The sequence below is a fragment of the Acinetobacter sp. GG2 genome (assembly GCF_000292385.1).
GTDB classification, from domain to species: domain Bacteria; phylum Pseudomonadota; class Gammaproteobacteria; order Pseudomonadales; family Moraxellaceae; genus Acinetobacter; species Acinetobacter seifertii.
Genome location: NZ_ALOW01000037.1, coordinates 1 through 19872, shown reverse-complemented (window position 1 = coordinate 19872; position 19872 = coordinate 1). Strand labels below are relative to the sequence as shown.

The following is a 19872-nucleotide window of genomic DNA, read 5'->3' as shown; positions in this document are numbered from 1 at the left end:
ACATAAATTGAGGTGGCTATGCCGCACGTAGTAGTGGATTATTCAGAAAATTTAACTGGATTGAACGCAAAACAATTACTTGAAGAAATTAATAGTACGCTCATTGAGACAGAGTTATTTAGCCCAGAAGACATTAAAAGCCGTGCGCGTAAAGATGATGTTTTCCTCATTGGCTTAGGAGCTGATCAAGCTTATATTCATGTAAAGGCGTATATTTTGTCGGGAAGAACGGCTGAACAAAAACAGCTTGTGGGTGAGCAATTATTAGCAGCACTTAGCAACAAAAGATATTTACAACAAGGGTTTAATAAAGAAATTCAATTGTGTGTTGAGCTAATTGACATGCCAAGAGAAGATTATTTTAAGCAAGTTGTATAACTATAAAAAGCGCAATTTCGATCAAGAATAGCGATGAGCACTATGTAAAAGTAGTGCTATCGAATGAACAGACATAAATGTATGGCTGTATATACACAAAAGCTGCAACTGGTTTGCGATTATATTCAAAGACATTTAGACGAAGATTTAGATGTTGACCGATTGAGCCAGATTGCGACCTTATCTAAGTTTCATTTTCATCGCATTTTTGCCATTCATATTGGTTTAAATGTGATGAAGTTTATTCAACTTTCTCGTTTAAAGCGGGCCTCTTTTCAACTGGCTTTTGAACCCGATCTCAAGATTATTGAGATTGCATTACAAGCAGGGTTTGACAGTCCCGAGGCATTTACTCGTGCATTTAAGCGTTCATTTGATCAAACTCCTCGGGCTTTTAGAGATAAACCAGACTGGGAATCTTGGCACCAGAAGTTTGTTTTTACGATTCCAAAAAGTGAGCTAAAAATGAATGTAAATATTGTTGAGCGTCCTGCTGAAAAGATTGCCTATCTATCGCATTTAGGAAGTCCAGATAAAGTCTTGGAAACAGCTGCGCGTTTTATTGCTTGGCGTAAAGAAACAGGTTTATCGCCCGTAACCAAGTCTAAAACTTATGGTATTCCTTTTGCTGACCCAGATCAGACACCATCTGATGAATTTCGGTTTGATATTGCAGGTTCAATTGAAAAAGCTGTACCTGAAAATAGTTACGGCGTGCAGACAGGTGAAATTCCTGCGGGGCGCTATGCAACCGTAAGACATTTGGGTAGCCATGACCAGATTAAAGATAGCGTGTATTACATCTTTAGAAACTGGTTACCTGAACAACCAGAAGAAGCAGGGGATTATCCAGTTTTCTTTCACTATCACAACTTTGTGCACGAAGTGAACGAGTGTGACCTTGTTACCGACATTTACTTACTTCTAAAGTGAGTCTAATCTGATACAGGCATAGATTAGGTTATGCCTGTATCTTTATAAGTTTGATATCTGCATATTGTTCAATCAGGTTGTCATCTAGCATATGGATATAATCCATAAAGATGCTACTAAAGCTTCCCATCGTTTGCGCTTGATTTGCAGCAAGTTTACCTGCAATTGCAAAATGAACATGAGCTGAGAGAGCAGCAATAGTTGGTGTTGTCACAGCGCTATATGCGGCAATTAACGCACCTAAAGCACAGCCTGTTGCAGTAATTTTTGGTTGTAAAGGACTTCCGCCGTTCACTTGAATCACTGCATCTATTTCATGAGACAATATATAATCTGATTCGCCCGAAATAGCGATACAACTTGCATGTGTTAAGAGAGGAAAAGCTTGTTGATAGGCTTGGTCGCTACTTAAAGTGCTATCTACACCTTTAGATTGAACCTGATTGCCTGCAAGGGTACTGATTTCTGAGGCATTACCACGAATAACGCTTGGCTTGAACTGTAAAAGCTCGTCTGTCATTTGACTACGCCAAGCTAAAATTGGGCCGTAACCGACTGGATCAAGTACCCAAGGAATATTGTTAAGCTGTGCTGTTTTGGCAGAGATTTGCATGGCTTGCATTTGCTCTGAAGTAGGTGTCCCCAAATTAATGCTTAAAGCCGATGAAATTTTGGTAAAGCTTTCTGCTTCATAAGGATTATCAATCATCGCAGGTGATGCACCAGAAGCCAGTAACACATTGGCTGTATAGTTGGCTGCAACACTATTGGTGATGCATTGCACAAGAGGCGTTTGAGCCTGCATGTTTTGCCAAGCTTCAATCACCTGTTCTATGAGGTTGGATGTTGAAGTCATCTGATTATCCTTATAAGCCAGAGATAACGAATTTAACGGGTAAAATAGTGATCTTGATGCTTACATCTTTCGCAAATCAAAGAAACATAATCTGCTGCATCATAATCAACACTTAAATCATTTGAACCACAATGCATACACCGTTTAACCGAGTAAAAGTTTAACCGAGGTTCAATTTTTCGCCATGCTTTCCATACAGGTTGTACAAAAATGTGTTCGTCATAACCTAAAAAGCGGTTAAACAAAATGTGGCTCATTTTACTGTAGGGGATATTGTAAGGGCGTGGCAATATTGAAGTTTCCCACTTTTCAGCTAAAGCCCGTTCCCGATATTGCTCTAAAGTTTTCTTTAATAAATTGGTATTAATAAACTTTTCATTACGTGGCTGTAGCGCCTTTTGTTTATAAAGATATTCGAGTGCAGTTTGAATCAAATAATAAATTTGACCAATGGCCAATGAGTCCATTAAACGATAGCAAAAAGTTTGAAAGTTAGAGCTACCAGCAATTTGAATACCCCATGTTCGGCAATAGAACTGAGTAAACTGAATAATTTCTTGATAGAGCACTTGAAAAAGGACGTCTTTCACTTCGTCGGCACTACGAAATGGAATACCAAGACTTAAGTTTTCATAGAACCAATGACGTAGTTGTTGGGCTACACTGTATAAGCTTGGGTCACTATAGCCATCTAGGCGAATGTTTAAATAAAAGCACTGTGGTTCGTCAGATTGATCCTGTGCATTTAAAATCCCATCTTTATGAAGCTGTTTAATGAGATGATTTTGGAACATCCAGTTGGGTGTAATAGGTTGATATTTTATTTGGTCCCAGTGAATATATTCGTCATGCGCAACATCGTCACGTGCATAATCATCGAGCAGGCTAAGCAGAAAAAGTTTATTTAAAAAACTAAGTTGCTCCAGACTACGTTGAGGTTGATCTTTTGACTTAAACTGGCGTTGTTCTTGTAGGCGGGTTTGCTGTAAAAGTTTCTTTCTTTGTTTAGTGCATTGGTCACAGTGACACGTCATTTTTGTGTCTTTAAATACACGGTGCTGGCAATGACTGCATTCATGAAACTGAATGTCTTGCTCAAATTGTTCGGCATCTACCCAATACATTGAAGCTTGGCAGAGTGGGCAATGGCTACTTTCATCTAGCTGTTTCTGTAGAATTTGTAAGGCCATTTCGCTCCGAACACTTAACTCAATCATGATTGACCTATTATACACAGCCGCATTGCCGATAGCTGAGATTGTATTTTTGTTTGGTGCAAAAATAGAAAACCTAAAATCAAAATAAAGATTTTAGGTTTTCATAAGGGGTTAAAAGTTAAGGTTAAACAGGGCACGGTAAGCTCTCGTCATGTTGTCCAAGTTTTTTAGCATTGATAAGCGCCTGTACTTTTTTACTTGGTAATTTCACTTTACCTAATGCGTCATAAGTATTAACGATAGTTGTTACCTCCTGAGCAGTCATTGAAATACCTTCAGCAGTTAAAAACACGGCAATCACATGATGGTCGAGTCCCGCTGCATCTAGATCATGAATAGCTTTAATATTTTCTAAACGATGTAAATAAGTTTTTAATTCCATAGTAGCTACCTCTTGTTCTGATCGAAATACTTATACTGGTATATGAGCTAAGGCAAGAACCATGCCTAAAATGTAAGCAGCTCCTAAAAAATGTTAAAAGCGAAAGGAGTTTTATTTTTATTGTATAGATTGATTATATAAACAACGATTATCGTAATTTTGGTCTAATCTGTGCTAATAAAACCAGATTCTAATTTGAAATGTATAAATCAAGTCCCATTAATTTTATTAAGGTAAGCAAACATAGTATGTATGAATGTGTATGATCAAGTTCATAAAATTCGTACTACGGTTTTCGAAAAGTATATAAGGAATAAAGATGAATATTGCGGCACAGCCTCCCGTTCAGGCAGATCAAACAGTTTATTTAAAAGATTATCAAAAACCTTCGTTCTTGGTTGAATCCATTAATCTTGATATTCAAGTTTATGACGATAAAACAATTGTTGATTCAACTTTAGTCATGAAGCGTCAAACTGCTGGAGACTTGGTGCTGTTGGGCCGTGACCTTGAGTTGCAATCTATTCAGCTCAATGGTCAAACGCTTACTCCTGCACAATATTTACTCGATAGTGAGCAACTGGTGATCACTAACGCACCAGATGAAGTCATTTTACAGACTCAAGTGATTATTCATCCGGAAACCAATACTCAGCTTGAAGGCTTATATAAAGCTGGCGATTTGTTTGTTACGCAAAATGAGCCTGAAGGCTTCCGCAAAATTACCTTCTATCCAGACCGTCCAGACGTACTTTCCGTCTTTACTACACGTGTAGAAGCAGACAAAAAATATCCTGTGTTACTTGCCAATGGTAACTTGCTTGAAACAGGTGAAGCGGGTGAAAACCGTCACTTTGCAATCTGGCAAGACCCAACTAAAAAACCAAGCTATTTGTTTGCTTGTGTTATTGGTGACTTAGCTGTACTTAAAGATCGTTATACGACCTCTGAAGGTCGTGATGTTGCCTTAGAAATCTATGCCATCGAGAAAGACATTCCAAAATGCCATATCGCAATGGAAGCTTTAAAGCATTCAATGCGTTGGGATGAAGAACACTACGGCCGTGCGTATGACCTCGACAACTATATGATTGTTGCGGTGAGCCAGTTCAACATGGGTGCAATGGAAAATAAAGGTTTAAACATCTTTAATACCTCATGTGTACTTGCCGATGAAGAATACACAACTGACGCTGCGATTATGCGTGTACAGTCGGTGATTGCCCATGAATATTTCCATAACTGGACAGGTAACCGTATTACTTGCCGTGACTGGTTCCAGCTCTGCTTAAAAGAAGGTTTAACGGTATTTCGTGATCAATCTTTCTCGGAAGACTTACAATCTGCTGCGGTTCAACGTATTGATGACGTTGCTGTACTTAAATCACACCAATTTCCTGAAGATGCAGGTCCATTATCGCATCCACCACGTCCAGACCACTTTGTAGAAATTAATAACTTCTATACAGCGACAGTCTATGAAAAAGGTGCGGAAATTAACCGCATGATGTCGACCTTACTTGGTAAAGAAAAATACCGTAAGGGAACAGACGAATACTTCCGCCGTCATGACGGACAAGCCGTAACTGTAGAAGACTGGGTTGCTGCATTATCAGCAGGTTCGCGTGTCGATTTATCTGCATTTTTAACTTGGTATAACCAACCGGGTACACCAAAGCTTGAAGCAAAAGGTGAGTACGATGCAGCAGCACAAACTTACCGTTTAAGCTTTAAACAAAGTCTGAAAGCTCATCCTAAATATCCAAATTTAAAAGCTGTTCCAATTCCTGTGGCTTTAGCGCTATTTAATGCTAAAACAGGCGAGCAATATACATTGCACAGTGATAGTTTATTCGTTAATGATGTTAAAGATGGTGTGTACTTGTTTGATCAAGATGAGGCAACCATTGAATTCACAGGTGTGACTGAACAACCAGTTGTTTCGTTACTTCGTAATTTCTCTGCGCCTGTAAATCTTGTATTTGATTATACCGATGCAGAATTAGCTTTCTTAATTCAACACGAAACGAATGGTTTTAACCAGTGGCAAGCAACGCAAACCTTGCTTGAACGTATTTTGTTAGAAGACCATTCTGCCGATGCGTACATTCAAGCTATTCAGAGCACTTTACCTGAACTAGTTGGCCGTGACCCACTTTTAGCATCACGATTGTTTGATGTACCAAGTGAAGGTTACTTGGGAAGCCGTATTGATCAGAACTATGCACCAGCCGATGTTCATGTAAAACGTGAAGCCTTGCTGAATCGTTTAGCACAAGAGTTAGGTTCTTTCTGGAAAGATACTTATCTTACCCTTGACCCAGATTTGCAAAAAGAATTCTCTTTAGCGATGGGTGTTCGTGCATTAAAAAATATCATGCTGATGATGATGGCTCGTCAGGGCGATCAAACTGCATTTGAATTGGCTTATGACCAATACCAAAACACAGGTAATATGTCTGAACGTTTAGGTGCATTACGTGTATTGGTTTGGCAAAATGCACCTCAAGCTCAAAATGCCCTAGCTGATTTCTATGACCGTTTTAAAGATGAAGCATTGTCTTTAGATCAATGGTTTATGATTCAGGCAGCAAATCCAAATGCCACTGTTGAGACGATTGAATATCTTACTCAGCATCCTGATTATGACCTCACGACGCCAAACCGTATTCGCGCCGTAAGTGGGGGCTTGTCAAATAACCCTGAAAATACTTGGGGCTTTGGTGTAGCGCACTTTATTAATCTTGCGCAATATCTTGACGAGAAAAACCCGATTTTAGGTTCACGTTTATTACAGGTATTGTCACGCTGGTATACGCTTGCAGAGCCTCAACGTACGCAAGTGCAACAAGCTTTGCAGGCATTACAGCCTAAAGTGAAATCTAAAAACGTTTCTGAAACTTTAAATAGTATGTTAAGCGTTTAATTATTTAAAAATACTTAATAAAGGTCTCGTATGAGGCCTTTATTTTGGTCATTATTTTGTATTTTTAAACTATAAAGTTTTTTAATTAATATTAAATGTATTGTTTAAATATATTAAAAAATAAAATACTTTAATTTTAAGTGAATTATTTTGTTAAAAAATTGATTTTTGTGATCAAATTCAATAAAAATGTAGATTGAAACATTTGGTTAAATTTTTACAGGTAAATATTGTTGAATCTATTTTAAATTAAGATAAATCAATTATTTGTAACTGTGTTATGTCTTTTTTTATAATTGGAAATTAAGTTTTATTAACAATATTTTGTTAATTGGAAATTAAAAATAATAGCAAACTCATGCATTTTAATTATTTTTATGTATGATATTTAAAATAGGATAAAAAATAAGCTTTAAAAGAGCAGTCAAATAAAAATGATTGTAAGGATAAGAGTTAATTTTTTTATATCTATTAATTTGGCAACTTAATATAAAAGGTTTTAGTCATGAAAAAGACTTTTTTAAATTTATCAGCACTTGCTATAGCATTAATTTCTGTTAATGCAGCAAATGCTGCTACAGCAACAGGGACATTAACTGTTAAAGCTGCAATCACGAATAGTTGTGTCCTTAATACCTCTGCAACCGGTACCACAACAAATGCCGTTTTAGATTTTGGCACACTAAGTTCTTTAGCAACCAATGAAGATGCTGATACTACAACGACAGGGGGAACTTCAATCAAAGTTTTATGTAACAACACTGTGCCATGGACTTTGTCTTTTGACGGTGGAAAAAATGCTCAAACAACCCAACGCCGTATGATTGGTGGGGCAACGAGTAACGAATATATTCCTTACAACCTGTTTTCAGATACAGGCCGTGCGACTGCAATTGGTATTGCAACAACAGCTTATAGTGGAACTGGTACTGGTATTGTACAAACAGTGAATGTATATGGACGTATTCCTGCTGGTTCAGCTTTGCCAAGCGCTGGTAGCTATGTTGATACAGTAACAATAACAGTAACTTATTAAGTCGTACAAATTAGAAAAACTGTTAGCCCTTTCGAAAGGGCTAATATATTAAAAAAGATATATTTGAGTAAAACATGAAAAAAAATATTTTTATTGTTATGGGATTATTAATATCTTTATGTAGCACTATCAGCGCGGCTACAATTCGCCTTTCACCTGTTACTGTGGAAATTTTAAGTCATCAAAAAGCTTCTTCAATTAGTTTATATAATCAGTCGAACGAAAGTGCTGACTTACAAATACGTATATTTGAATGGACTCAGAATGCTGGACAAGATCAATTAATTCCAACAGATGATATTGCAATTAGTCCACCTTTCTTAAAATTAAAACCTAATGACTCTTATAATTTACGTGTAGTCCGCATTAAGCCAGAACCAATTTCTGGTGAAAAAACTTATCGTATTATTCTTGATGAATTACCAAAACCCATCGATAGCCGTAAAGCATCTCAAGGTGTAAATGTATTACTTCGCTCATCATTACCTGTATTTGTAGTGAATAAAGATGCGATTACCCAACTGAACTGGAAAATTGATGCGAAGCAAAATGATACTTCCTTGAATATTAGTAATATTGGTAACAGACATGCACTTTTAAATGATTTAAACCTTGTAGATAACACAGAGAATAAGAGTTATCCGATTAAAGTAAATACCATAAATGGTTATATCCTTGCAGGGCAAGCACGAAGTTATTCAGTTAATAATTTTATATATCAGCCAAATCACAAATATAGTATTTCTCTAACAGTTAATGGTAAAAAAACCACACTTTAAGAGGCTTATATGAAATATATTATAGGTGTCTTATGTGTCGCATATTTTCCAGCACATTTATTTGCTGAACAACTTTTAGATCATACAAACACTGCGGTTCCCAGTGTTCCTAAGTCTATAAGTAACAATAATAAATATATGCACGAAAAGACGGATGGACAAGAACAAGAAAATAATTTTATTCAGCTGTTTTTAAATATTTCTATTAACTCTAATCCTTCAGAAGATTTGTTTTCCGTAAAACAATCTAAGGACGGAAAGTTATATATACGATCTAGTGATTTAAAAACCTTAAGAGTAAAAATGGATGAACATCTCCCTGACAGCCAATGGGTGTGTCTTAACGAACTTAAAGGAATCCAGTTTAAGTATCTGGAAAACGAGCAGTCTGTAAACTTACAAGTTCCGTCAAACATGTTAATGGGTTATTCAGTTGACTTAACGGGGCAACAGACCACTAGCTCTAGTCTGCTAAAAATGAAACCCTTAAATGCGGCACTCCTGAATTACAGCCTGTATCACACCATAACCAATGATGAGAGTATTTTCTCTGGTTCGGCTGAAGGAATTTTTAACAGTGCCATCGGTAACTTTTCTTCAGGCGTTTTATATAACGGTAGTAATGAAACGAGCTATAGCCATGAAAAGTGGGTACGACTGGAAACTAAGTGGCAATATGTAGACCCTGAAAAAGTCAGGATATATACCCTAGGTGACTTTATTTCTAATAGTTCTGACTGGGGCAGTAGTGTACGTCTTGCCGGTTTGCAGTGGTCGAGTGCCTATACCCAGCGTGGTGATATTGTTACCTCGGCATTACCGCAGTTTTCCGGTTCAGCAGCACTGCCTTCAACACTAGACTTATACGTTAATCAACAAAAAATTTATTCAGGCCTTGTTCCTTCAGGCCCATTTGACATTAAACAGCTGCCGTTTATTTCAGGAAATGAAGTCACGCTGGTAACTACCGATGCGACAGGTCAGCAAACCATTACCAAAAAACCTTATTACTTTTCATCGAAGATTCTGGCAAAAGGCATAAATGAGTTTTCAGTCGATGTTGGGGTTCCACGTTATAACTATGGGCTGTACTCAAACGATTATGATGATGCCACTTTTGCTTCGGGCGCGATTCGATACGGCTACAGCAACTCACTGACTTTAAGCGGTGGTGCAGAGGCTTCAACAGATGGCCTGTCGAATCTAGGCACAGGTTTTGCCAAGAACCTGTTTGGTGTTGGGGTGATTAATGCCGACATTGCTGCAAGTCAGTATAAAGATGAAAATGGCTATTCGGCTCTGGTTGGTTTAGAAGGGCGAATTAGTAAGAATATTTCATTTAACACCAGCTACCGCAAAGTATTTGATAACTACTTTGACTTGGCACGGGTGTCGCAAATTCGATATTTAAAAGAAAATCAGGTTAATGCTGAATCACAAAATTATTTGAGCTATAGCGCGCTGGCAGACGAGATTATTAGGGCAGGGATTAACTATAACTTTTATACAGGCTATGGTGTTTATGTCGGCTATAACCAGATCAAATACAGTGATAACTCGTATAAGTTACTGTCTGCCAACTTAAGTGGAAGTTTGAACAAAAACTGGGGTTTTTATAGTTCAGCATATAAGGATTATGAAAACCATAAGGACTATGGCATTTACTTTGCGCTGCGCTATACGCCATCTACCAGAGTCAATGCGATTTCTAGTGTATCCAGTGATAGTGGCAGGCTGAGTTATCGCCAAGAAGTATTTGTTTTATCGGAACCGCAAGTTGGTTCATTTGGATGGGGTGGTTATGTTGAGCGCAATCAGGATACGCATGACAATAATGCATCAGTCTATGGCTCTTATCGAGCACGAGCTGCGTACTTGACAGGTCGCTATAACCGAATTGGAGATAATGACCAAGTTGCACTTTCAGCGACAGGATCTTTAGTTGCAGCAGCAGGCCGTATATTTGCGGCGAATGAAATTGGAGATGGTTATGCTGTTGTCACCAATGCCGGACCGCAAAGCCAAATTTTAAATGGCGGAATAAATTTAGGAACAACGGACAAGTCTGGAAGGTTTCTTATACCAAGCCTTATGCCGTATAGAGAGAACCATATTTATTTAGATCCATCATATCTGCCTTTAAATTGGAATGTTAAATCTACAGATCAAAAAACAGTAGTAGGCTATCGCCAAGGGACTTTAGTCGACTTTGGTGCTCATCAGGTTATTTCAGGTTTGGTGAGAGTAGTTGATAAAAACAACTCACCATTATTACCGGGTTATAGCGTTCGAATTAATGGGCAACAAGATGCCGTAGTGGGCTATGACGGTGAAGTATTTATTCCAAACCTATTACAACAAAACAAACTTGAGGTAGATCTTCTTGATCATGGTTCATGCCAAGTTGAATTTACGTATAACAGTAATCAGTACTCAACTAAAAAATTGGGACCTTATATATGTCATTAAATATTATGAATAAGGCTCAAATAGAGAGCTATAAAAAAAATTCCTTATCTTTAAAGTACTTTATAGGTATTTGCTTATTTTATCTCGTTTACGCTTTTTTTAGTCCAACACATGCTGCTTGTACGGTAGCTGGAACCACAAATAACACGTTTATTTACACTGCAGCAAATATTAATAGCGATGCAACTGTAAACTTTTCAGGAACAATTACTTGCACGAATGGAGGACTACCTCAGATTTCTCCATTTATGTGTATGAAGACAGTATTTACAGGGGCAACTACTACAAATAATAGCGTATCGTTACCATATACAGTTACAGCAACTGTAGGCGGAGCAGGTTCTTCTACCACCAATCAAACTTCCAATGTTTGGTATGGTCCAGTGGTAACAATCGCTTCAAATAATATTCTTAGTTACTCTGTAAATGTGAAAGTACCCGCGCGAACGGGGTCACTCATTGCATACCCTCAAGGAACCTATACAGCTACGGTTCAACTATTTTGGGATATGGATCTTCTAGCGGCGTTATGTTTAGGAGATGTCATCAGTTGGAGTTCTGGAAATGTAACTTTAACAGCAAACTTTGTAGTGCCGACGCTTTGCCAATTAAACTCAACTTCAACTGTCGATTTTGGCAATATTAACGATATTAGTACGACTAGTCGCGATTACACCACTCAAGGGGCTATAAATACAACATGTAACTCTGGAACGCCATATACGATTTATTTGGGTGACGGTGATAACCGTATAAGCGGAGGATTCAGGCGTATGAAACATGATACTAATGATTATGTTCCCTATCAGTTATACAAAGATGCCGCTTATAGTTCGGTATGGGATGCTACAGGTGGGGTAGCTAGTGTTGGTGGGGCAGGTGGAGTGTCGGGCACTGGAACAGGTAATGCTCAAACCACTACAGTGTATGGAAAAATTCCGCAAGGTACATCCATTGCAAGTAAACCAGGAAACTACTCTGATAATGTTGTGGTTACGGTGACTTATTAATTATTTTAAAGCTATATAAGAAGCTCTTTTATGACAGAGCTTCTTATAATTCAAACTGTATTGTCTGGAAATTGCTAAAATATAAATAATAAAAATCAAATAATTCTTAGTATTCGAAACTTGACCGTCATCAAAATTGGTTTGACTTAAAAAGCTATTCTGTATATTTATTGATTAGTTCTAAAAAAGAACTGGTAAGTAAAACAGGCAATTAAAAATAAAGGTGAATAAATGTCGGATATTATTTTGCATCAATGGGAAATTTCCCCATTTTGTCAAAAAGTTGCAAGAGCTTTGAAATTTAAGGGAATTCCATTTGATACAGTGAATTATAACGGCATTCTTGGAGCGAAAGTTCCTTTGCTGAGTAAAGTGGGTAAAGTCCCCGTTATAGATGATAAAGGGCAACGTATACAAGACAGTACCCGTATTGCTCGTTATTTAGATGAAGCCTATCCAGATACACCGCGATTTTATCCCGAAGATCTAAATGAAAAAGCACTTGCCGAACTGTGGGAAGACTGGGCAGATGAGTCTCTTTATTTTTATGAGGTGTATTTAAGGGTAAATGACTCGGAGGCTTTAGAGGAAGCCATCCGTATTAGTAGCATTGGGCGCCCAGCGTATGAAAAGCCAATGGTAAAAGCTTTTATTTTAGCCGAATTAAAAACACAGCTCTTCTTCCAAGGTTTAGGTCGAATGAAAGCTGAAAATGTTGAAGCAGAGTTTATTAAACACTTAGATCGTATTGATCAGGTGTTATCACAAAGTGAATGGTTGGTTGGAGATAACCAAACGATTGCGGACATTGCTGTGGTTGCTCAACTTGGTGAAGTCGTTCGAACAAGTAAAAAGTTTAGTAAAGAAATTTTGAATCGTCCGTTTATTGCTTTATGGTATAAAAAACAAACAGGGTGAAACGACTATGTCATTAGAACCACCGAGTAAAACACGAGATTGCGCAGTTATTATTGGTGTCGGAGCTTCACAGGGGATTGGTGCAGCCGTTTGTCATCATTTTGCAAAAGAAGGATTAAAAGTTTACGTTGCTGGGCGAACTTTCCAGAAAATTGAAGCAGTCGCTGCCGAAATTCATACAAAAGGCGGTGAGGCTACCGCATTTCGTTTAGATGCTGAAGATATACATCAAGTACAAGCCTTGTTTGACACCATTACTAGTCAAAACGAACGTATTACTGCTGTTATTCATAATGTCGGAGGAAATATTCCCTCAATTTTTTTACGTAGTCCACTCTCATTTTTCAATCAAATGTGGCAATCCACATTTTTATCAGCTTATTTGGTTTCTCAAAGCAGTCTAAGAATTTTTAAAGAACAAAAACACGGTACGCTTATTTTTACTGGGGCGAGTGCTTCATTACGTGGAAAGCCCTTTTTCGCTGCTTTTACGATGGGCAAATCTGCCTTACGAGCTTATGCATTAAATCTAGCTCAACTATATAAAACTCAAGGCATTCATATTGCGCATGTCATTATTGATGGAATGGTTGATGGAGACAGAGTGAATAAAGCTTTATTTGGTCTAGGCCGTTTAGCACGCCTTACACGTGGGACAGGCGGGCTTAATCTTAATGCAATAGCAGAAAACTATTGGATGCTTTACCTACAAAGTCCTGAACTCTGGACACATGAGTTAGATTTACGCCCATACCAAGAAAAATTTTGAGAGACTTATATGCTAAAAACAATATTTCAGAAGTTTCAAAAAAAGCAGGGCTGTGTAGTGGTTGCAGGCCATGATATAGAACTACCTGATCAAAGTTTTGTAATTTTAGATAAACACAGCCAATCTCCATTACACGTTTATCAAGTCGTACATGATTCAATTGTTCAGAACATACAAGTTAGCTCTGTAAATGATGGCATAACAAGTGTTCGTTTAAACTTGGTAAATACTAAGCATTTAAAAAGTCTGCTGAAATATATAACAGAGCATCGCCATACCATTGAGTTATGCGTCTTTCAGCCAAATTTTTCATCTGCGCCAAATATTGAATCTTTATCTTTAGAAGAAATTGAGCACAGTTGGCAGACTACAGGTTTAAGTGCAGTGAGCGTGTCGCAATTAGTGCTTAAACCGATGCTAAAGCAGCAAAGAGGTACAGTTATTTTTCTTGGAGCACCATCTCACAATTCACCTCACCACGATGTATTAAGCCAAAGTATGTTTGCGGGTATTCGTGCGTTATCGCAGTCATTGGCAAGAGAGTTTCAGCCCAAAGGCATACATGTGACGTATTGCATGGTAGAAAAATGGGATGGACAAAACCCGCACTTTATTTCATCTGTAAAACAAGTGTGCCAGCACATCTATCGTCAACCTGACTCTGCATGGAGCCAAGAACTTAGCATATCGTGAGATTTTACTTTCGAGTGTTCTTAAAATAGAGTACTGCTTTGGAATGACAGCACAACAATAATTTCGATAGGTACTTAAATGTTAAATATTAAGAACGCTCAACAAACGGTTAAAGTAGCGACTACAGTGGCAGCTTTGATGTGCTTTTCTTCATTGGCACAAGCATATCAATATGATCAAACAGCACGTTTAGTTAACGAGCGCTTATCTTATATGAAAGATGTCGCAGGCTATAAAGCAGAGCAGCATTTACCGATTGAAGATTTAGCTCAAGAAAAGAAAGTACTTGACCAATCACTTTCTGAGGCCGAATCTTTTGGACTGAATAGCGAAACGGTAAAGCCGTTTATAGTGACACAAATGAATGTAGCCAAAGCTATTCAGTACCGATATAGAGCAGATTGGTTGTCTAGCCCTGAAACCAACTGGAAGCCTCAGGACTTAAGCGAAGTGCGTTTAAAAATTAGTTCTTTAAACACCGAACTTTTAAAAAATATTGCCTATGAACTTAAGAAAAATAATAACAAGGCACCGCATGGCTGTAGCTATATGTGGCCAGTTCAGCACCCTCAGCTAAAAGAAGCCGATAAGAAGGTTTTATGTGCAACATTGAATAAAATCAAATTAAAACAATGAGGTATCTAAAGCGGCTTATATAAGTCAATTATTCAATCAACATTAAGTCGGCAGTATTAGCAGATTTAAGTGGTCGTAAAGCAAAGGTTGAACGCGTGTGCCGAATACCTTTAATCGAATAGAGCTTTTTACGTAAAAAGCGTTCGTAATGTTCGGCATCTTTTACGGCCACTTTCACCAAGTAATCATAGTCACCCGTAACTAAATGCGCCTCGACCACTTCAGGAATATCTGCCAAAGCTTCACTAAAGTTTTCTAGCATTTCGTCATCGTGGCGTTCTAGCGTAATTTCAATAAAGAATAACTCGTGAATGCCAATCGCTTTTGGGTTTACGTTTACCGTATAGCCTTCAATAATTTTTAGAGTTTCTAAACGTTTGAGTCGAGTCCAGCAGGGCGAGGATGAAAGCCCAACTTCTTCGGCGAGCTGTGCAACTGTTAAGCGGCCATTTCCACGAAGGGCAGATAACATTTTCCGATCTATGCGATCTAGTGTGTATTCTGTGCTGTTCAAAATATAAACCAAAGAAGATTCTTCTGTTAATTTTTAATATACGTGATTTTTATGCTGAGATCATTTAAAAAAACTGAAAATACAGTCAACATTTTAAGTGAGACAACCATACACTATTTCTATGCATCGGACTCTACTGGATAGGAGTTGTGATGGAGCAAAGAGCACTGTTTAAGTAAGGGTGACTAAACAGTGCTCTTTGCGGATCTTATAAAAATTTAAATATGCGTATTTTTTGCTTCGAAAATTGCTTTAAAAACAACTTTCACATATATCTTAATTTTATTTAAAAAAATCTATTTGCATGTCTATCGCATATTCTTTCAAAAGACTAAATGCACTGATTTAATGAAGTTAATTCTCATTTTTATTTTATAGCTATTCTTATATAGCTTTATAATCTCTTTTATTAAGCTTAATAGAATGCCTAGCTAACTAGAATAGAGATTTAATTTAACTAATAAAGATAATTATAAAAACTTATATCACTTATTCATAAAAAATTAATTCCATAATTTTAATAAGGTGATGAAATATTCAAAAGATAAGAGGATTTATCTAACTTTCTTATTATTAATAGACACTTATAAACAATTATTATTTAATACACCAGCAACATTGCCACTTATACTTTTAATAATTTTATCGGGGAAATAATGCGTAATTTTTTAGTAACAGTTTTCACTTTATTGGTAGGGTCATCAGTTTCTGCTGCTCAAGAGCCTAAAACTTATATACAGCGAACAACTTGCGAGAGAACAGTACAACTACATGGTTTTTTAAGCCGTGCTCAACTTGATTGTAATTATCACTATACTTCACAAGAATTAGTTCATGAATCTGAAAAATGTACCAAACATGAACTAGGTGAAAAGTATGGTAAAGAAGTTATGAGATTAGGTATGGACCAATTTGAAGCACGCAAACGTGAAGATATGAAAGGCCAATTATGTAGCACGGTTTTAAAAGAGTTTCCAAACTATATTAGAAAATAAAATGGAATTTTAAAAAGCTTCTGTAGGCAAGCCGATAAAATGGATTTTATGATTCATTTTATCGGTGTATCACAGTATATAACTTTCAGTTAAATCAGAAAATAATTATTAAGAATCTAATCAATATAAAATTAGCTAATTGGGGATCTATTAATGATCATATTTTAGTTTTGTTTTTTAATTATAATAATAGACTTAACATTTCTTCCCTGATTACAGATGTTCGTTGCTATGTATCACAGAATTATAAATATGCCTTAAAATACAAAAAGCCCGCTATTAGACGGGCTTAATGTAACAGCTATTCCAACGACGGGAGTCTCACAAGAAAAACTCGATCCACTGATCCGCATAGGTCGCTGTCACCTTCATAATTATTTTAGAAAATAGTGGGATTTCTGTCAATATGTAGCTGCATATATATTTCTAATTAAAATAGTATCAGAGCAAATTTTTTTCATCATATTTGCTCTCTCATTTGATGAAGTTTGTTTTTCTAGTGTCTAACTCCATGTTAGATATTTTTATAATCTTCTGTATACTTAAGAACAATTGCTATTAATCAAATTTTCTTGAATTGACTCATATGTCTAAAACATCAATTTTTAGCCTAATAAGCATCAAGTAATAATTGTAAATTTTTTATACAGCTAACCTATCCTAAATTTCTGATTGAAATTATAAAATAGTTTATTCTATTTTTTATAATGAATAGATTTTTATCAATAATTATTATTTAATACGTGTGTCACATTATCAATAATACTTTTTAATAACTTCATTGGGGAAATAATGCGGAATTTTTTAATTATGGTTTTTACTGTTTTCTTAGGAACATCAGTTTATGCAATGCAACCTAAAAATGGGGAAGAACCAACATACTGCGAGCAAGTTGTAGCTTTACATGGTTTTTTAAGCCGCGCGCAATATGACTGTAATTATCGGTATTATTCAAAAGAATTCATGCGAGATGTCAAAAAATGTACGATTCATGAGCTAGGTGATGAGTATGCTGAAGAGGTTTTAAAATTTGGTATTAGTCAATTCGAAGAGCGTGAGGATGAAACCCCTAAAGCTCAATTATGCAAAGAAATTTTAAAAGACTTTCCAAATTATGTTAAAAAATAAGATGGAATTTGAATAAAACTATTAAATTAGCATTTAAGCCGATAAAATGAATAATAAAATATATTTCCATTTTATCGGTGTATCACTATCAGTTAAATCAGAAAATAATTATTAAGAATCTAATCAATATAAAAACCATCTAGTTTTAGATCTATTGGTGATCATATTTTAGGTATGAGAATGAGTCGAAGATGAGAGGTGTTCTTTTAACTCTAATTTAAAATTTTCCCATAATGTTTCAGGCTCTAATTGTGAGTAACCTTGAAATGCCACATCTAATTGACTCTTATATGATCGAATTAACAAACCTAGTTCTGCATTTTCTAAATAATGAATCAGGTAATGAGTATTCTGAAAGAAAGAATCTACCTGATCTTTATAATTCCAAGTATTTAAATGCTTAAAAATATAATTTTCCATAACTTTTATTGCTAAGCGATCTCGTGAACATGAACAAAATTCACTTTTTTCTGTGAGTCTGAAATATTGTAATATTTGCTCAGTGTTTGATAAAAAACAGATGTCTAAAGCTAGCTCATTTGTTGGATCATTCTCTAGTGCATGCACGGCCCAGTTCTGAATCTCTTCAGGCGTGATTAATTTTAGATCTAGCTCCATTTTTAATTGAAATTTATAACTATTAGACATTTATTTAGCCTAAATTTATTACATGATATTTAGAGAAGGTAAGAGCAGCATCTTTCAATATGTGGTCATATTTAAAAAAACTAGATAAAACCTTCACTCCATTTTTTGTCTAATTCTTTTAAATCATTATATGCTTTTTCAAATTCGCTCAACGAAAAACTTAACCGCGGAGCAGAAGGTGAGGTTTTCCAGACTACAGATGTCACAACATCGTGAATATGGTTAAATGCGTAACCAAAACGAGCCCATATGACTTGATCTGCGGAAACAATTTGTTCAACCATAATTACGCTACATGTTAGATCTAAATCATCAGGGCAAATTAAGATTGGAACCACTGTTGAAATAGCTACATTTTCATAAGCTTCTGGTTTAAGAAGTTTCCATGCGTTACTTAATGCTAACTCACTATCATGATCATATAACCAACCTTGAGCTGGAACTAAATCATTCATGTCGTCAATAACGCGCGCATTTTGATGCATCCATATATTTAATGGAACATTATCAATTGCGAGAATAGGAAATGGTTTTAAATTGCCATTTGCATCTTTAATGCATCCCTCAATTGGGTGTTCACGTAAAAGAGTAGCTGAGATCGTATTCATATTTATAAGTTAATGTGCGTTAAGCAAATATAATATATTCTATTCAATAGATTAACGAATCTAATCTAATGAAAAACAAAAAATTATTTATCCATTTTCTAGCCAATATCACATTGACACCCCAAATCTCTCCGATTATCCTTTGCCTGCTGGCCTACATTGCCAGTCGATTTTGACAGATCGATTTAACACACAAGACATCAAAAAGTTCTCTTTTTGGTGGCGAACTCGTTCGTCCCCCTTCGTAGCGGTAGGGCGAGGGAGGGACGCCTTGTGCGTGCTGATTCTTGTGTGTCAGTCTGTCAACCTTCTCTCGTTCTACCACCATAATCATTTGACAGTGATCTGGTAGAACTTCTTTACACACAAGGAGTCCGCTATGCGTACTAATTCATCTTATTTATTGGCCTTTGCCAAAATCTCTCTGTCCATACCATTTAAACATTCTATAAATCGGTTTAATCGACTTTAGGTTTTCTGCACCTTAAGAATCGTTACGACTCAAAAATCATAGCAACAATAAACCTGAGATAGGCGAGCACACCTTAATTGTGCCGCTTTTACATGCCTTTTTTTAGCACTCATTTTAAGAGTGATGGCATTTCTATCTCTTTTAGAAACAACAAGAATTTATAACGGTAAAAACTATGCCACCTTTAGTATTTTCTACACGTGCTTTAAAAGTTATTAATAAGGCGATTGATTTATTTCACCACCACGGATTTCATTTAGTGGGCGTCGATAGAATTGTGAGAGAATCTGAAATTACAAAAAAGACTTTTTATCATTATTTTCAGTCCAAAGCGCGGTTTATCGAAATTTGCCTACTCGTGCAAAAAGAACGGCTACAGGAGAAAGTCATTGCAATGGTCGAGTACGACCACAACACAAGCGTAAAGGAAAAACTCAAAATACTTTATGACTTGCATACCGACTTAGAAGGGCCGTATTACCTGCTATTTAAAGCCATTTTTGAA

At 36.4% G+C, this 19872-nt stretch carries 20 protein-coding genes; 14 read left to right on the top strand and 6 right to left on the bottom strand.

From position 1 onward, the window contains the following. Positions 1-18: 18 nt before the first annotated feature. Positions 19-378, top strand: a complete 360-nt coding sequence (locus B554_RS0112335) for a 5-carboxymethyl-2-hydroxymuconate Delta-isomerase (RefSeq protein ID WP_019458290.1) — start codon at positions 19-21, stop codon at positions 376-378. A gap of 81 nt (positions 379-459) precedes the next feature. Beyond that, a complete protein-coding gene (locus tag B554_RS0112330; RefSeq protein ID WP_019458289.1) occupies positions 460-1311 on the top strand; it encodes an AraC family transcriptional regulator in 852 nt (283 codons plus the stop codon). A 28-nt stretch (positions 1312-1339) separates the two neighbouring features. On the opposite strand, the gene thiM is transcribed toward B554_RS0112330, so the two are convergent. The 3 genes from thiM to B554_RS0112315 form a co-directional block, all read right to left on the bottom strand. Then, positions 1340-2167 (bottom strand): hydroxyethylthiazole kinase, encoded by an 828-nt coding sequence (thiM, locus tag B554_RS0112325; RefSeq protein WP_019458288.1) that lies wholly within the window; start codon positions 2165-2167, stop codon positions 1340-1342. Positions 2168-2199: 32 nt separating this feature from the next. Continuing rightward, a complete protein-coding gene (locus tag B554_RS0112320; RefSeq protein ID WP_025465206.1) occupies positions 2200-3357 on the bottom strand; it encodes a hypothetical protein in 1158 nt (385 codons plus the stop codon). Positions 3358-3508: 151 nt separating this feature from the next. Continuing rightward, positions 3509-3766, bottom strand: a complete 258-nt coding sequence (locus B554_RS0112315; RefSeq protein ID WP_004700972.1) for a hypothetical protein — start codon at positions 3764-3766, stop codon at positions 3509-3511. 319 nt (positions 3767-4085) lie between these two features. Here B554_RS0112315 and pepN point away from each other — a divergent pair, with 319 nt between their 5' ends. The 9 genes from pepN to B554_RS0112270 all read left to right on the top strand — a co-directional run bounded on the left by pepN (position 4086) and on the right by B554_RS0112270 (position 15002). Further along, the gene (gene pepN / locus B554_RS0112310; RefSeq protein ID WP_019458286.1) at positions 4086-6692 is read left to right on the top strand and encodes an aminopeptidase N; all 2607 of its coding nucleotides are present in this window, start codon (positions 4086-4088) and stop codon (positions 6690-6692) included. A 505-nt stretch (positions 6693-7197) separates the two neighbouring features. Beyond that, the gene (locus tag B554_RS0112305; RefSeq protein WP_019458285.1) at positions 7198-7728 is read left to right on the top strand and encodes a spore coat U domain-containing protein; all 531 of its coding nucleotides are present in this window, start codon (positions 7198-7200) and stop codon (positions 7726-7728) included. A 74-nt stretch (positions 7729-7802) separates the two neighbouring features. Next, a complete protein-coding gene (locus tag B554_RS0112300) occupies positions 7803-8507 on the top strand; it encodes a molecular chaperone (protein WP_019458284.1) in 705 nt (234 codons plus the stop codon). 9 nt (positions 8508-8516) lie between these two features. Continuing rightward, positions 8517-10976: a fimbria/pilus outer membrane usher protein gene (locus tag B554_RS0112295; RefSeq protein WP_019458283.1), complete on the top strand. Its 2460-nt coding sequence runs from the start codon at positions 8517-8519 to the stop codon at positions 10974-10976. Continuing rightward, positions 10967-11986 (top strand): spore coat U domain-containing protein, encoded by a 1020-nt coding sequence (locus tag B554_RS0112290; protein WP_019458282.1) that lies wholly within the window; start codon positions 10967-10969, stop codon positions 11984-11986. The genes B554_RS0112295 and B554_RS0112290 overlap by 10 nt, the downstream gene beginning before the upstream one ends. Before the next feature lie 231 nt (positions 11987-12217). Then, on the top strand, positions 12218-12904 hold the full coding sequence (locus B554_RS0112285; protein ID WP_019458281.1) for a glutathione S-transferase family protein: 687 nt from the start codon (positions 12218-12220) through the stop codon (positions 12902-12904). 7 nt (positions 12905-12911) lie between these two features. After that, the gene (locus B554_RS0112280) at positions 12912-13673 is read left to right on the top strand and encodes an SDR family NAD(P)-dependent oxidoreductase (RefSeq protein WP_019458280.1); all 762 of its coding nucleotides are present in this window, start codon (positions 12912-12914) and stop codon (positions 13671-13673) included. Positions 13674-13682: 9 nt separating this feature from the next. Further along, positions 13683-14366, top strand: coding sequence for an SDR family NAD(P)-dependent oxidoreductase (locus B554_RS0112275; protein ID WP_019458279.1), 684 nt, complete (start codon positions 13683-13685; stop codon positions 14364-14366). 78 nt (positions 14367-14444) lie between these two features. Next, entirely contained in the window at positions 14445-15002 is a 558-nt protein-coding gene (locus tag B554_RS0112270) for a chorismate mutase (protein ID WP_019458278.1), read from the top strand. 28 nt (positions 15003-15030) lie between these two features. Here B554_RS0112270 and B554_RS0112265 read toward each other — a convergent pair whose 3' ends face one another. Next, on the bottom strand, positions 15031-15516 hold the full coding sequence (locus B554_RS0112265) for an Lrp/AsnC family transcriptional regulator (protein WP_031944950.1): 486 nt from the start codon (positions 15514-15516) through the stop codon (positions 15031-15033). A gap of 656 nt (positions 15517-16172) precedes the next feature. On the opposite strand from B554_RS0112265, the gene B554_RS0112260 reads away from it, so the two are divergent. Next, positions 16173-16511 carry a hypothetical protein gene (locus B554_RS0112260; RefSeq protein ID WP_019458276.1) on the top strand — a complete coding sequence of 113 codons (339 nt, stop codon included), beginning with the start codon at positions 16173-16175 and terminating at the stop codon, positions 16509-16511. A 792-nt stretch (positions 16512-17303) separates the two neighbouring features. After that, the gene (locus B554_RS0112255; RefSeq protein WP_019458275.1) at positions 17304-17639 is read left to right on the top strand and encodes a hypothetical protein; all 336 of its coding nucleotides are present in this window, start codon (positions 17304-17306) and stop codon (positions 17637-17639) included. Positions 17640-17807: 168 nt separating this feature from the next. Here the strand turns inward: B554_RS0112255 and B554_RS0112250 are convergent, their stop codons facing one another. Then, entirely contained in the window at positions 17808-18287 is a 480-nt protein-coding gene (locus B554_RS0112250) for a hypothetical protein (protein ID WP_019458274.1), read from the bottom strand. An 80-nt stretch (positions 18288-18367) separates the two neighbouring features. Then, entirely contained in the window at positions 18368-18895 is a 528-nt protein-coding gene (locus tag B554_RS0112245; protein ID WP_019458273.1) for a hypothetical protein, read from the bottom strand. Positions 18896-19542: 647 nt separating this feature from the next. Here B554_RS0112245 and B554_RS0112240 point away from each other — a divergent pair. Then, positions 19543-19872: TetR/AcrR family transcriptional regulator (locus B554_RS0112240; RefSeq protein WP_019458272.1), on the top strand; the 330-nt coding region annotated here is incomplete at its 3' end.